The organism is Ensifer meliloti, from assembly GCF_030064585.1.
Lineage (GTDB): Bacteria > Pseudomonadota > Alphaproteobacteria > Rhizobiales > Rhizobiaceae > Sinorhizobium > Sinorhizobium meliloti.
In genome coordinates, this window is record NZ_CP120365.1 from 1,376,238 (window position 1) to 1,389,233 (window position 12,996).

At 63.8% G+C, this 12,996-nt stretch carries 13 protein-coding genes; 7 read left to right on the forward strand and 6 right to left on the reverse strand.

Features of this window, described 5'->3' with window-relative positions; translation table 11 throughout:
* Positions 1 to 20 precede the first annotated feature (20 nt).
* The 6 genes from PZL22_RS13785 to PZL22_RS13810 all read left to right on the forward strand — a co-directional run bounded on the left by PZL22_RS13785 (position 21) and on the right by PZL22_RS13810 (position 5,144).
* Entirely contained in the window at positions 21 to 971 is a 951-nt protein-coding gene (locus PZL22_RS13785; protein ID WP_003536366.1) for a heme/hemin ABC transporter substrate-binding protein, read from the forward strand.
* Complete coding sequence (locus PZL22_RS13790; RefSeq protein WP_013844765.1) at positions 958 to 2,076, forward strand: FecCD family ABC transporter permease; 1,119 nt, start codon at positions 958 to 960, stop codon at positions 2,074 to 2,076. Before PZL22_RS13785 ends, PZL22_RS13790 begins: the two co-directional genes overlap by 14 nt.
* An 8-nt stretch (positions 2,077 to 2,084) precedes the next feature.
* Positions 2,085 to 2,873: a heme ABC transporter ATP-binding protein gene (locus PZL22_RS13795; protein WP_003536369.1), complete on the forward strand. Its 789-nt coding sequence runs from the start codon at positions 2,085 to 2,087 to the stop codon at positions 2,871 to 2,873.
* A 206-nt stretch (positions 2,874 to 3,079) separates the two neighbouring features.
* Positions 3,080 to 3,442, forward strand: coding sequence for an ElaB/YgaM/YqjD family protein (locus PZL22_RS13800; protein ID WP_003536371.1), 363 nt, complete (start codon positions 3,080 to 3,082; stop codon positions 3,440 to 3,442).
* 47 nt (positions 3,443 to 3,489) lie between these two features.
* Positions 3,490 to 3,921 (forward strand): hypothetical protein, encoded by a 432-nt coding sequence (locus tag PZL22_RS13805; RefSeq protein WP_003536372.1) that lies wholly within the window; start codon positions 3,490 to 3,492, stop codon positions 3,919 to 3,921.
* A 146-nt stretch (positions 3,922 to 4,067) separates the two neighbouring features.
* Positions 4,068 to 5,144: an ISAs1-like element ISRm21 family transposase gene (locus PZL22_RS13810; protein ID WP_284718693.1), complete on the forward strand. Its 1,077-nt coding sequence runs from the start codon at positions 4,068 to 4,070 to the stop codon at positions 5,142 to 5,144.
* 138 nt (positions 5,145 to 5,282) lie between these two features.
* On the opposite strand, the gene PZL22_RS13815 is transcribed toward PZL22_RS13810, so the two are convergent.
* The 3 genes from PZL22_RS13815 to rsiA1 all read right to left on the reverse strand — a co-directional run bounded on the left by PZL22_RS13815 (position 5,283) and on the right by rsiA1 (position 7,811).
* The gene (locus PZL22_RS13815) at positions 5,283 to 6,788 is read right to left on the reverse strand and encodes a sensor histidine kinase (RefSeq protein WP_033048132.1); all 1,506 of its coding nucleotides are present in this window, start codon (positions 6,786 to 6,788) and stop codon (positions 5,283 to 5,285) included.
* Positions 6,789 to 7,081: 293 nt separating this feature from the next.
* A complete protein-coding gene (locus PZL22_RS13820) occupies positions 7,082 to 7,636 on the reverse strand; it encodes an RNA polymerase sigma factor (protein ID WP_003525557.1) in 555 nt (184 codons plus the stop codon).
* Positions 7,637 to 7,643: 7 nt separating this feature from the next.
* Positions 7,644 to 7,811, reverse strand: a complete 168-nt coding sequence (gene rsiA1 / locus PZL22_RS13825) for an anti-sigma factor RsiA1 (protein WP_003525565.1) — start codon at positions 7,809 to 7,811, stop codon at positions 7,644 to 7,646.
* A 160-nt stretch (positions 7,812 to 7,971) separates the two neighbouring features.
* Between rsiA1 and rsiB1 the strand changes: the two genes are divergently transcribed.
* On the forward strand, positions 7,972 to 8,766 hold the full coding sequence (gene rsiB1, locus PZL22_RS13830) for a PhyR-type response regulator RsiB1 (RefSeq protein ID WP_003525566.1): 795 nt from the start codon (positions 7,972 to 7,974) through the stop codon (positions 8,764 to 8,766).
* A 382-nt stretch (positions 8,767 to 9,148) separates the two neighbouring features.
* On the opposite strand, the gene PZL22_RS13835 is transcribed toward rsiB1, so the two are convergent.
* The 3 genes from PZL22_RS13835 to PZL22_RS13845 form a co-directional block, all read right to left on the reverse strand.
* The gene (locus tag PZL22_RS13835; RefSeq protein ID WP_003525567.1) at positions 9,149 to 10,732 is read right to left on the reverse strand and encodes an FGGY-family carbohydrate kinase; all 1,584 of its coding nucleotides are present in this window, start codon (positions 10,730 to 10,732) and stop codon (positions 9,149 to 9,151) included.
* 83 nt (positions 10,733 to 10,815) lie between these two features.
* Positions 10,816 to 11,490 carry an HAD family hydrolase gene (locus PZL22_RS13840; protein WP_003525568.1) on the reverse strand — a complete coding sequence of 225 codons (675 nt, stop codon included), beginning with the start codon at positions 11,488 to 11,490 and terminating at the stop codon, positions 10,816 to 10,818.
* Positions 11,487 to 12,971: a mannitol dehydrogenase family protein gene (locus PZL22_RS13845; RefSeq protein ID WP_003525569.1), complete on the reverse strand. Its 1,485-nt coding sequence runs from the start codon at positions 12,969 to 12,971 to the stop codon at positions 11,487 to 11,489. Before PZL22_RS13845 ends, PZL22_RS13840 begins: the two co-directional genes overlap by 4 nt.
* Positions 12,972 to 12,996 lie beyond the last annotated feature (25 nt).

Consider the following 12,996-nt stretch of genomic DNA (forward strand, 5'->3'; position numbering starts at 1 on the left):
GCATAGATTCAAAGGAAGTAATGATGAACGGCTTCGCTATCCGCCGTCTTCGGCGTTGGGAAATGGCCCTCGCGGCCTTCGCGCTGTCGGCGCCCTTCGTGCTGCCCTCGCTTGCGCCGGGAGCCCCGCCTTTCCTGCGCCCGGCGATGGCCGAGGTGCTCGAGCAGCCGGACACCTCCCGCGTCGTCTCGGTGGGCGGCGCGATTACTGAAATCATCTATGCGCTCGGCGAGGAGAACCGCCTCGTCGGCCGCGATTCCACCAGCGTTTACCCGGAGGCGGCAACCAAGCTGCCGGATGTCGGCTACATGCGGCAATTGGCGCCCGAAGGCGTCCTCGCAGTCAATCCGACGGCAATCGTCGCCGTCGAGGGCAGCGGCCCGCCGGAAGCGCTCGCTGTGCTCAAAGAGGCGAACATTCCCTTCACCAGCGTCCCCGAGACCTATGACAAGGACGGCATCGTCAACAAGATCCGCGCGGTCGGCGCTTTCCTCGGCGTGAAGGAAAAGGCCGAAACGCTCGCGCAATCCGTGGAGAAGGATCTCGCCGCCGCCGTGGCCGACAGTGCCGCTCGCCCGCAAGGCGAGCGCAAGCGTGTCCTCTTCATTCTAAGCACCCAGGGCGGCAGGGTTCTCGCCTCCGGTACCGGCACCGCCGCCGCCGGCATCATCGAGCTTGCCGGCGCGGTCAACGCCGTCGGCACCCTGCCCGGCTACAAGGCACTGACTGAGGAGGCGATCATCGAGGCCAAGCCCGATGTAGTCCTGATGATGAATCGCGGCGGGAGCCACGCTGCAGGCCCCGACGAACTCTTCGCCCTTCCGGCGCTCAGCCTGACCCCGGCTGCGAAGAACAAGGCACTGATCCGCATGGATGGGCTGCATCTGCTCGGCTTCGGCCCCCGCACGGCAGGTGCCATCCGCGAACTGAACGCCGCAATCTACGGAAAGAAGACCAATGCCTCGCAGTGAGGCCATGGAAGGCGCGATGCGCAGGCCGGCACTTGCCGCCCGGATCGTCCGCGACTGGCGCAGCGGAGACCGGGCGGGCCTGGCGCGTTGCCTGATCGCAGTGCTGGCGGTGCTTGCGGCGGCGACGTTCATGACGTCGATAACGACCGGCGCGGCGGATGCATCGCTTTCCAGTATCTTTCGCTGGCTCTCCGGCGAGACCGATCAGGCCATGAGCGCGCGCGACCGCATCATCATCCTCGATATTCGCCTGCCGCGCGCCGTGCTCGGAATGCTCGTCGGCGCGTCGCTAGCCGTTTCCGGCGTGGTGATGCAGGGCCTCTTCCGCAACCCGCTGGCCGATCCCGGCCTCGTTGGCGTTTCCTCCGGCGCAAGCCTCGGCGCGGTGCTTTTGATCGTGCTCGGTGACGTTGCCTTTGGCCCGCTCTTCGCAGTTTTCGGCTTCTATGCCCTCCCCTTCGGCGCCTTCCTCGGCGGCCTTGCCACCACGCTGCTGCTCTACCGGATCGCGACCCGCGGCGGCCAGACGTCGGTCGCGACGATGCTGCTGGCGGGCATTGCGCTGGGCGCGCTTGCCGGTGCAGTCACGGGCGTACTCGTCTTCATCGCGGACGACAAGCAACTGCGCGATCTCACTTTCTGGGGCCTCGGATCGCTTGCCGGCGCCAACTGGACCAAGATCGCCGCCGCCGGACCGATCATCCTGGTGTCTCTTGCAGTCGTCCCTTTCCTGGCGCGCGGGCTCAACGCCATCACGCTCGGCGAAGCCGCTGCCTATCACATGGGCGTCCCGGTCCAGCGGTTGAAAAACATTGCCGTCTTCAGCGTCGCCGGCGCCACCGGCGCGTCGGTGGCCGTCAGCGGCGGCATCGGCTTCGTCGGCATCGTCGTTCCGCATCTCCTGCGGCTGGTCATAGGCCCGGATCATCGCTACCTGCTGCCGGCCTCAGCCCTGCTTGGCGGCACGCTTTTGATCTTCGCCGACATGCTCGCCCGCACCATCGTGTCGCCGGCCGAACTGCCGATCGGCATCATCACCGCCTTCGTGGGTGCGCCCTTCTTTCTCTGGGTGCTGCTCAGGGGCCGGTCGAACATGGGACTTTGATTGCGGCCATGATCAGAGCATCCGATATTTCCGTCCGCCTCGCCGGAAGACAGGTGCTGCACGGCATCTCCCTCGATGCCGCCCCCGGTGCAATGACTGCAATCGTCGGCCCGAACGGATCGGGAAAGACCACGACCTTGAAGGCGATCTCGGGCGAGCTCACGCCTTTGGCCGGCAAGGTCACCATCAACGGTCGCGACATCGCAAGCCTGAAACCGTGGGAGCTTGCGCTCAAGCGCGGCGTGCTGCCGCAGTCGACCGTCATTTCCTTTCCGTTCACCGTTCGGGAGATCGTGCGCCTCGGCCTCATGGCCAACGGCGGCGAGGCTTCCGCCCACGGCCGGATTGCCGACCAGGCGCTCGAAGCCGTCGATCTTGCCGGATTTTCGGGGCGCTTCTACCAGGAGCTGTCGGGCGGCGAACAGCAGCGGGTCCAGCTCGCGCGCGTCCTCTGCCAGATCTCGGCCCCGGTCGCAGCCGGTGAACCGCGATATCTCCTGCTCGATGAGCCGGTATCGAGCCTCGACATCCGCCACCAGCTCACGATCATGCGGCTTGCGCGCCAATTCTGCGCCGACGGCGGCGGTGTCGTCGCGGTCATGCACGATCTCAACCTTACATCGATGTTTGCCGATCAGATCGTGATGATGAAAGCCGGCCGCATCCGGGCGCGCGGAGCACCGAAAGACGTGCTGACCGACGAGACCATGGAAGCGGTCTTCGGCTGCCGAATGCGGGTGAGCGTCGCTCCGGCACACGATATCCCGTTCGTATTGCCGCAGTCCGCCACGATGTGAAGCTGAGCTCACCGCGGCAACGTCAGGATTTACCGAAACAAATTCCTCCCTCATGCGTTGATCTACAATGCCGGCGTGTACATCGCGCCGCCGCGTGTCCTATCGGGCGCACAAAAGAGCCGGGGAGTGTGCCTTCGCCGGCCGATTCGCATGAACCGATCACATGCCGGCCGTTTCGCGCCGGCACAGCAGCGAGGGAGAAGACAATGGCGACAGGCATGTTCTCAGGCTCGGGCAGCCGCAAGCGCAACGGCAGCGCGATCGACCCGTCGGTAGAGGATCAGCTGAACGAAATACGCGAAGACATCGCGCAGCTCATGGCGCTGATTGCCGACCGCGGCGCTGCGGCTTCGCGTGACGCAAAGGCCAAGGCGCGCGGCGCCCGTGACCAGGCCGAAACCGACCTGCACGCCCTGATGGAGAGCGGCGAGCAGATGCTTTCCGACTTGCGCGGCCGCTATGCGGATACGGAAAGGGAGGTCCGTCGGACGATACGCGAGCATCCTCTTGCGACACTCGGCACCGCAGCCGTCATCGGCCTCATCGCAGCCGCTCTGCTGCGCCGATGAGGACCTGCCAGGCATCGCGTTGACCGAGTATGAAGGGGAGCTACCTTATGGGGACACTCGGGACTGTCCTGTCGGCCCTGCTTGCGTTCGACGCCGCCGCTGCGGCGTCGCGCTATAAGCGCAATGCGGTCCTCTGGGCCATCATCGCCGTGCTTCTCGGCAGCGCCTACGTCTTCGCCCTGATCGCAATCGCCCTGCTTCTCTCGGCGCGCTATTCGCCCGTCGCCGCAGCGCTGACGGTAACCGCCGCCCTGGTGGTGACCGCCCTAGTCGTCATCGGCGTCATGGCCGGGCTGAACGCCCGCGACCGCCGGCTTGCCGACGAACGCCGGCGCCGTTCGGCGATGCGGACGAATCTTGCGCTCGTCGCAGTGACAAGCATCCTGCGCAAGCAGCCGCTGCTGGGCGCGGCGACCGGGATTGCCGTTGCCGCGCTGCTCGGACTGAGCCGGGGCCGCAAGCGCAGCGACGATCGTTAGTTTGGAATTCCGCACTTGGGTGGCCCCTCATCCCGCTGCCGCGACCTTCTCCCCGCAAGCGGCAGGGGAATCGCATATAGCGAATAAGTGGTTGTTTTGTTGCGGCAAATCGATTCATGAAGTCCTCCGCTGCCTTGGAGGTCTCGATGAGTAGATTTGCCGCTTGCTTTGAAGATTTGCCAGATCCGCGCGGTCGCAATGCGCGCCATCCGTTGACGTCGATCCTGTTCATTGCCGTTGCGGTGATTGTCTGCGGTGCGGAAAGCTGTACCGATATGGCCGATTTCGGCGTTGCCAAGAAGAAATGGCTGAAGACAATCGTGCCGCTGCCCTATGGCATTCCCAGCCATGACACCTTCTCCACCGTCTTCCGCCATCTCGATCCGGATGCCTTTGATGCGGCCTTTCGCCGTCTCACGGCGAGCTTTGCGCAGGGTCTCGAAGGGGTGGTAGCGATCGATGGCAAGGCGGTGCGCGGTGCCTACCGGCGCGCCGCCAAGGCCACGCCACTCCACTTCGTCAATGTCTGGGCTGCCGGTCCCGGTCTGGTCATCGGCCAAAAGCTCGCGCCGGGCCGCAATGAGGTGCAAGGGGCTCTCGATGCGCTCGCGCTGCTGGCACTGGAGGGCTCTATCGTCACCGCCGATGCCCTGCATTGCCGGCCCGACACCGCCCGCGCCATCCTCGCTGCCGGCGGCGATTATGCTCTGGCACTGAAGGCCAACCAGCCCGGCCTCTTGGCCCAGGCGCTCGCCCGCATCGAGGACGCCGGCCACGTCGAGAGCATCCAGATTGCAGCCGAGACTGCCCATGACCGCACCGAGACACGCCGCGCCAGCGTTGTGGCTGCCGGCGATATCAACTTTCCGGGCCTGCAGGCCATCGGCTGCGTCGAGACCACAAGCCGTCATACCAACGGCCATTTGACCAGCCATGTCCGCTACTTCCTGCTCTCCACCACCATGTCGCCGAGCGCGCTGATCGAGGTTGTAAGAACCCATTGGCAAATCGAAAACAAACTGCATTGGGTTCTGGATGTCCACTTCCACGAGGACGCCGCCAGAAACCGCAAGGACAACGGCCCGCAGAACATTGCGTTCTTGCGCAAGATCGCTCTCAACCTCTTGCGATCGCACCCCGACAAGGCCTCCATCCGCCGGAAAATTAAAAAGGCGGGCTGGGATGACGAATTCCTCACTTCTCTTATCGCTCATATGCGATAGCCCTGCCGCAAGCGGGGAGAAGGGACAAGCCTCAGGCCAATCATCCTCCTTGATAACCGAGGGGCGAACCGTGCCGCGAGTCCCCTTCGCCCCGCTTGCGGGGGAGAAGGTGCCGGCAGGCGGATGAGGGGCAAATCATCAAAGCGGCAGCCGGATCAACGCCGTGACCCCCGCAGGCAGATATTCGACTTTCACCGAGCTCCCGATGATCTTGTCCAGGCTGCGCTCGATCAGGATCGAGCCGAAACCGCGGCGACGCGGCTCGCGAATGGGCGGGCCGCCCACTTCGGTCCAGGTGAGATGCAGCACGGACTCGCCGTCCTCGACCACGCGGCGCGCGGTCAGCACGATCTTCCCCGTCGGGACCGAGAGCGCGCCGTATTTTACGGCGTTCGTCGCCAATTCGTGCAGCACCAGTCCAAGCCCGACGGCCTGGTCGGGACCCAGCAGGATCTCGTCCTTGTGCAGCTCGACCTGTTGGGAATAGTCGCTGACATAGGGCAGCAACTGTTTCGAAATCAGTTCCGAAAGGTGGATCGTGCCCCATTCGTAGTCGGAAAGGAGCCCGTGCGCCTCGGAAATCGCCTGAAGCCGGCCGGCAAAGGCGGTCATGAACTCGGCCGGGTCACTCGTTTGCCGGAGCGTCTGGCGGGCGAGCGACTGGAGCATTGCAAGCGTGTTCTTGACCCGGTGGTTGAGCTCCTTCAGCAACAGCCGCGTACGGTTTACCGACGCCTGCTGGTCCGAGACGTCGATCGTCATGCCGAGAAAGCTCAGCGGCGCGCCCTTGCTGTCGCGGTCGTGCACGCGGCCGCGGCCGAGAAGCCATCGCCCGTTCGTGCCCATGCGAAACATGCCGTCATATTCCTCGTTGGCAGCCATCGCCTGACGGAGCTTCGAGAAGGTCGGGATGCGATCCTCGGGATGAATGGCGGAGAAAATCGCCTTGGCGCCGACGGTGCGCTCCGGCGGAAGGCCGAACATGCGCATCATCGCGCCATTGCCGGAGACCGTACCCGCGCGAATGTCCCAGAGCCAGCTGCCGACATTGGCCGCGTCGAGCGCCATGGCGAGCCGCTGCTCCTCGCGCGAAAGCGCTGCCTCCTTGAGCGCACGGCGGCGCGCCTCGTCCTTCAGCTTGAACAGCGAGGCGGCGACACCTGCGATGCGCTGCAGCTCGCTTTGCCGTTTGGCCGAGACCTCGGACCGGGGCTCGACATCGAGAACCGCGACGGTTCCTATCGCCTGACCGTCCAGAACAATCGGCGCGCCCGCATAAAAGCGCACGAATGGCGGGCTGCCGACCGCCCGGCGGTGGCGGAACGCCGGATGGCGGGAGGCATCAAGCACGAGGAAGGGGCCGCCATCGCCTGCCGCAATCGTATGAACGCAGAAGGACTCGCGAACGTGCGACCGCGTTTCCGTCGTTCCGATGCATGCCTTGAACCATTGCCATTCGCGATCGACCAGGCTGACGAGAGCGATAGGCGCGTCGAAAAGGCTCGCGGCAAGCCGCGCCAGCCCGTCGAAATCCTCGTCGGGGACCGACATGTCCGGCACGGCAGCCTGAAGGACACCGAGCCGCTCCGGCGCGTCGAGCACCTGCGCTACCGCTGGAAGCATCGCCTCTGTCTTTTCACGCATCCGGCCTGAACTCCAAACTCGCGCAGGCACCTGAAATTCGGCTCCGCTGAATGTTTCCTTCGACCGGAGCCGATCCAAGGATGAAAACATACAGCAAATTGGAGCAATATGGCGACCGCGCTCCGTCGATCGAACGCAGCCCTCGGAATGCCCGCTTCCGTTCCCGAGCCACCGCTATCCGGCACCGCTCTACTGCATATGTCCTTGAATCGTTACCGATTCAAGGACATCCAACAAATCGAGGTGCTACCGCGGCCCTTGCGCGTCCGATACGACCGCGCTGCAGGATCGATTCACGAAACGAAGGCACGCGAGGTGATGGGTGCGGAGGTCTCGTCAGGCCCGTAGTCGTTTTCTCCCCTGACCTGTAGAATTTCCTGCAGCCGCTGACGCGCCCTGTTGACGCGGCTCTTGATCGTTCCAAGCGCACAGCCGCAGATCGTGGCGGCCTCCTCGTAGGAGAAGCCCGAGGCCCCCACAAGGATGATCGCTTCGCGTTGATCGGGCGGCAACTGTTCGAGCGCCCGGCGGAAATCCTGCAGATCGAGCGAGCCGTATTGTTCCGGGTGATGTGCAAGCGTTTCCGTCAAGTGGCCGTCGCTGTCCTGCACCTCGCGCCCACGCTTGCGCATCTGACTGTAAAGCTCGTTGCGCAGGATCGTGAAAAGCCAGGCCTTCATGTTGGTACCGATCTCGAAATGATCCTGCTTGGCCCAGGCCTTCATGATCGTGTCCTGCACGAGATCGTCCGCCCGGTCGTGCCGCCCGATCAGCGACATCGCAAAGGCGCGGAGGCTCGGCAGCGCGGCAAGCATCTCACGCTTGAACTCTTGGTTTTCGGATGACATCCGGCGCTTACTCCTTGCCCTGCAGAGCCGATTGCTGTTCCGCAGCTTCCAGCTTTTCCAGTAGATCGAGAAAGCGTGCCGGTATCGCTTCCTCCTGCACCGACTGGTAGAGGGCCTTCAGCTTCACCGCAATCTGCGCATTCGGATCGTCGGAGGACGGACTTTTACCGATCATCCGCCCTGCCCCTGTCGTATATCTCATTGTTGCAATTTCGCCCTTGAAAGTTCGCCTGCACCATAACGCCTCGGAAAAATGAAATGTTCCGAAGCGGAACCATTTTTTCGGAGAAACGTTTCCGCAACGATATTTCGCCATGGATCGAGGGAGTCCCTGAATGACATTGTCCACCCGTATTGCTCCATTTCTTCCTTATCTGCGCCGCTATTCACGTGCCCTGACCGGGTCGCAGACCTCTGGAGATGCCTATGTCGCGGCCGTGCTCGAGGCACTTATCGCGGACACGTCGATCTTTCCGGAAGCAAGCAGCGACAGGGTAGCGTTGTTCCGTCTCTTCACATCCATGTTCGGCTCGTCTTCCGTCCTCGTGCCGGAGCCGGTATCGCCCTTTGCCTGGGAACAGCGCGCATCCGTCAACCTCGCGGCGGTCTCGCCGCTCGCACGCCAGGCGTTCCTGCTCGTATCGGTCGAAGCGTTCACGCCACAGGAAGCCGCCGAAGTACTCGATGTAGACGCCGCCAAGCTGGCCGCACTTCTCGACCGCGCATCCCAGGAAATTTCCCGTCAGGTTGCAACCGAGATCATGATCATCGAGGACGAGCCGCTGATCGCGATCGACATCGAGCAAATGGTCGAAAGCCTCGGCCACAGCGTGACCGGGATCGCACGCACCAAGGACGAAGCGATCGCCCTCTACGAGACGACGAAGCCGAACATGGTGCTCGCAGACATCCAGCTCGCGGACGGCAGCTCGGGAATCGATGCCGTCAACGAAATCCTGAAGACGGCCGCCGTTCCGGTGATTTTCATCACCGCCTTCCCGGAGCGTCTCCTGACGGGTGAACGTCCCGAGCCCACGTTCCTCGTCACCAAGCCTTTCAATCCGGAAATGGTGAAGGCCCTGATCAGCCAGGCGCTGTTCTTCAACGAGACGACAAAGGCAGCCGCCTGAATTCGAAGCGCGTGATCCAGAGCCGATCGGCCCTGGATCGCCTCGCAAGCTTCCCCTATACCCTGCAACTGTCGCTTTCACCCTCATCCCTGTGCTCGTCACAGGAATGAGGTTCAATGGCAACCACCGTCAACAACCCAAACACGCTCGGCGATCATACCCCGAAGCAAAACAGCCAGTGCCGAGGGAAGGGCACTGGCTGAGCTTTGGCAACTCACTGAGGGGGGATGTGAGTTGGCAACCGGCGGTATGCCTCCGACGTCACATTGGGGGCGATGTGCGTCACCGTCCGGTTATCGCCATAATGCACGAGGCGAAAAAAGGTTCCGCGGACAATCGGCAAGATCTGCAGATGAAAATCTGCACCTTCCCGCATCTCAGTTCACTCCATCGCCTCCAGTTCCTCGCGATGGCGATAGAGCGCGAGGAAGCGCCGATAATCCCGGTCGTAGATGCGGCGCAGCGCCGGGTCGGGGAGCCGTTCCGTTCCAGCCGACGACATCGCCGGTCCGGCGCTGGCAAGGTCCGGATAGAGCTCGCCGGCGACGGCCGCCGTCATTGCCGTGCCGAGGAGAACGGCGTCTGGCGCCTGGGGTGCGACGACCCGGCAGCCGGTGACGTCGCAATAAAGCTCCATCAGCAGGGGGTTGCGTACATGCCCGCCGGTCACGTGAAGCGTGTCGAGTTCGTAGCCCGCTTCCTTCATCATCTCGAGGATGTGGCGAATCCCGAGCGCGATCGCGACGCAGGTTCGCCAATAGAGCCGGCACAGCGCATCGAAGGAGGAGTCGAGCGGCAGCCCGCTGATGACGCCGAGTGCATGCGGATCGGCAAGCGGCGACCGGTTGCCGTGGAAATCCGGGAGCACGTGAAGGCGCTGGGCAAAGTCGACGCCATGAACCGCGCGCATTTCCTGCACGCGCTCGATGATCTTCGCATGCGTTTCGGTCGTCGGCGGCAGTCCGCCTCCGTGCAGCCGCACGATATGATCGAGCAGCGCTCCGGTCGCCGACTGACCGCCTTCGATGAGCCAGAGCCCGGGCAAGACCGCCTCGAAATAGGGCCCCCACATGCCGAAACCCGGCTTCATGTCCTTGGAAAAGGCGACGATGCAGCTCGAAGTTCCGCCGATCAGTGCCAGCTGGCGCTCCAGCTTCGCCGGCGCGTCCGCGAAGCCGCCGAGCACGCCGAGCGCCCCGGCATAGGCATCGATCAGCCCCGGCGCGACCTGGCATCCGGTGTCGAGCCCGAGCTCCTCCGCCGCGCTCGCGCTCAGGCGACCGACGGCGCGCTCCACCGGCAAAGTCTCTTCGGGCAATCCACCACGTTCGAGGAGGTCCTCAAGACCGATCTGCTCCAGGTAATCCTGCTGCCAGCCGCGTCTCTCGTGGGCGAGATAGTTCCATTTTGCCGTCAGCGTACAGCGCGAGCGGGCCGTACTCCCGGTCGACCGCCAGGACATGTAGTCCGCGAGGTCGAAGAAATACCCCGCCCGTTCCCATTGCTGCGGAAGGTTGCGCTTCAGCCACATCAGCTTCGGCATTTCCATTTCGGGCGACATCACCCGCCCAGAATGATCGAGAACGGGATGCTTGGTCGCCGTACAGAAATCGGCTTCCGCCAACGCCCGGTGGTCTAGCCAGACGATGGTGTCCCAGCGTGCCTCCCCCTGACGGTTGACCGAAAGCGGCGCGCCGTCGCGATCGCGCACGACGAGCGAACAGGTGGCGTCGAAGCCGATCGCCGCGATGCTCTCGGCCGGCACAGCGGCCTTCTCGCGCGCCGATCTGACGGCACCGCAGACCGCAGCCCAGATGTCCTCTGAATCGTGCTCGGCGTGGTTTTCCTCCGGACGGTTCATTGCAATCGTCCGATCGGCCCGCGCCAGGAGCTTACCTCGCCGATCGAAGACGCCGGCGCGGGCGCTGCCGGTTCCGATATCGACCGCCACGACATATTCGCGCATCAATGGATGCCCCCGTCCCGAAAAATGATGGATTTTCGCCGAGCGGGACGACGCGGCCGCAAAACCGCCCCGTCCTGCTCTCCCTATTGCCGGACAAACTGTATCAATTCGCCCATGTCGTCAAACAGCACGTCGGGTTCGAGGCTGGCGAGCGTCCGCCGGTGGCGGTCGTTTCGTGCGTGGCTGCCCCCCGCGAAGGCGAAGACGCGCATGCCGGCGGACTTTGCCGCCTCGATGCCGGCCGGGCTGTCCTCGATGACGATGCAATCGGACGGGTGATAGCCCATCTCCGCGCTTGCATGCAGGAAAAGGTCGGGCGCCGGCTTGCCGCGCGCCACCATGCTGGCGCTGAAGATGTTCGGCTCGAAGAGATCGATGAGCCCCGTCACGGTCAGCGAGAGGCGGATGCGCTCCGGCTGGCTCGACGAAGCCACGCAATGGGCGGTGCCCAGGCCTTCCACCGCCTCGCGTATGCGGGCGATCGGCCTCAGTTCCTCGCGAAACCGTGCATAGAGCCGGGTCCGCATGCCTTCGAGAAATACCTCGTCGGTCGCAAGTCCGTGTTCTTCGTGCAGGATCGTCGACATGGTCTTCAAGCTGCGGCCGAGGAAGCGCTCGCTCGCCTCCTCCGCCGTCATCGAAACGCCGGCAGCCGCGAGCGCGTCGACGAGGACCCCGAGCGAAATCGGTTCGCTGTCCACCAATACGCCGTCACAATCGAAAATCACCAGCCTGGAGGCGTGCCCCACCATCGTCATTCCCCGAGGTTTCCGTCCAGATAAAGCTGGAGCGTGGCACGCGTACCCTTTTCCCAAAGCACTTTCAACGCGTGAGCGAAACGGCGGCGGAAGAGATCGGATTGCGCGACATCGCCGAAGATGTCGGAAAGCGCAAGGAACGCCATTGGATCGTCCTTCGCTGCAACCGCGGCGGCATGCAGCCGGTCGGCGTTGGCGTCGTTGAAAACGATCTCCTTGCCGCTGTCCGACTTGCCGGCGAAATAGCGGCACCACAGCGCCGAAACGAGCGACAACCCGACGACGTCTTCGCCGCGGCGCAAGCGGTCGGCCGTCGACGGCAGGATGAATTTCGGCTGTCGGTTAGAGCCGTCCTGCGCCAGCCGCGCGACCGTGTCGCCGATCTTCGGATTGGAGAAACGCGTCTCGATGAGCTTGTAATAGTCCTTCAGATCCGTGTCCGGAACGGGCGGGATCACCGGGATGATCTCGTCGTGCTCCAGCTTTGCCAGGAAGGCGCCGATCAACGGCTCCTCCATCGCCTCATGAACGAAATGGATGTCGAGCAGTGCCGCCGGATAGGCGATCGCCGCATGGCCGCCGTTGAGGATACGGATCTTCATATGCTCGTACGGCGCCACGTCGGGCACGAACTGAACGCCCACCTCTTCCAGCGCCGGGCGGCCTTGCGGGAAGCGGTCTTCCAGCACCCATTGCTTGAATTCCTCGCAAAAGACCGGCCAGGCATCGTCGATTCCGTATTGCGAGGCGACGATGCCGATCTCGCGGGCACCGGTCGCCGGCGTGATGCGATCGACCATGCCGTTCGGAAAGGCGACATTGGCATCGATCCAGTCCGCAAAGCCTGGATCGGAAAGGCGCGCCAGACCGGAAACGGCAGCCTGGGTGACCTCCCCGTTTCCAGGAATATTGTCGCAGGACATGATCGTGAACGGCGGAATACCCTTGGCGCGGCGTTCGGCGAGCCCTGCCAGGATGAGGCCGAAGACGGTTTTTGGAGCCGCCGGATCGCGCGCATCCTCGACGATCGCCGGATGCGCCGGGTCGAAGACGCCGGATGCCGGATCGATGAAATAGCCGCCTTCGGTGATCGTCAGGGAGACGATGCGGATGAGCGGGCTCGCGAGCTGCGCCACGATCGCGGGCGTGTCGCCGGGCTCGAGGTAGGCGATCATGGCGCCCGTGACATGCGCGCCCGTGCGGTTGTTGTCCTGCTCGACCACCGTCGTCAGGAAATCCTGCGCTTCGAGCTTGTCGCGCATGACCTTGTCCGATGGCAGGACACCCGCGCCGATGATCGCCCAATCGCGATCGCGTCCCAGGTTGAAAAGGTCATCGAGATAGACCGCCTGATGCGCGCGATGGAAATTGCCGACGCCGAAGTGCACGATGCCGGCCCGAAGGTCATGCCGGCCGTAGTTCGGGACGCCGGCCCTGGCTTTGACCGCGTCGAGCGCGGCAAGGGAGAGTTTGGTCGCCATCCTTTCAATCCTTTCGCGAACGAGC

Coding starts and splice junctions, on each gene's coding strand:
- PZL22_RS13795 (WP_003536369.1), top strand. CDS start 2,085: ATGATCAGAGCATCCGATATTTCCGTCCGCCTCGCCGGAAGACAGGTG.
- PZL22_RS13820 (WP_003525557.1), bottom strand. CDS start 7,636: ATGTCATCCGAAAACCAAGAGTTCAAGCGTGAGATGCTTGCCGCGCTG.
- PZL22_RS13785 (WP_003536366.1), top strand. CDS start 21: ATGATGAACGGCTTCGCTATCCGCCGTCTTCGGCGTTGGGAAATGGCC.
- rsiB1 (WP_003525566.1), top strand. CDS start 7,972: ATGACATTGTCCACCCGTATTGCTCCATTTCTTCCTTATCTGCGCCGC.
- PZL22_RS13805 (WP_003536372.1), top strand. CDS start 3,490: ATGGGGACACTCGGGACTGTCCTGTCGGCCCTGCTTGCGTTCGACGCC.
- PZL22_RS13815 (WP_033048132.1), bottom strand. CDS start 6,788: ATGCGTGAAAAGACAGAGGCGATGCTTCCAGCGGTAGCGCAGGTGCTC.
- PZL22_RS13845 (WP_003525569.1), bottom strand. CDS start 12,971: ATGGCGACCAAACTCTCCCTTGCCGCGCTCGACGCGGTCAAAGCCAGG.
- PZL22_RS13840 (WP_003525568.1), bottom strand. CDS start 11,490: ATGACGATGGTGGGGCACGCCTCCAGGCTGGTGATTTTCGATTGTGAC.
- PZL22_RS13800 (WP_003536371.1), top strand. CDS start 3,080: ATGGCGACAGGCATGTTCTCAGGCTCGGGCAGCCGCAAGCGCAACGGC.
- PZL22_RS13790 (WP_013844765.1), top strand. CDS start 958: ATGCCTCGCAGTGAGGCCATGGAAGGCGCGATGCGCAGGCCGGCACTT.
- rsiA1 (WP_003525565.1), bottom strand. CDS start 7,811: ATGATCGGTAAAAGTCCGTCCTCCGACGATCCGAATGCGCAGATTGCG.
- PZL22_RS13810 (WP_284718693.1), top strand. CDS start 4,068: ATGAGTAGATTTGCCGCTTGCTTTGAAGATTTGCCAGATCCGCGCGGT.
- PZL22_RS13835 (WP_003525567.1), bottom strand. CDS start 10,732: ATGCGCGAATATGTCGTGGCGGTCGATATCGGAACCGGCAGCGCCCGC.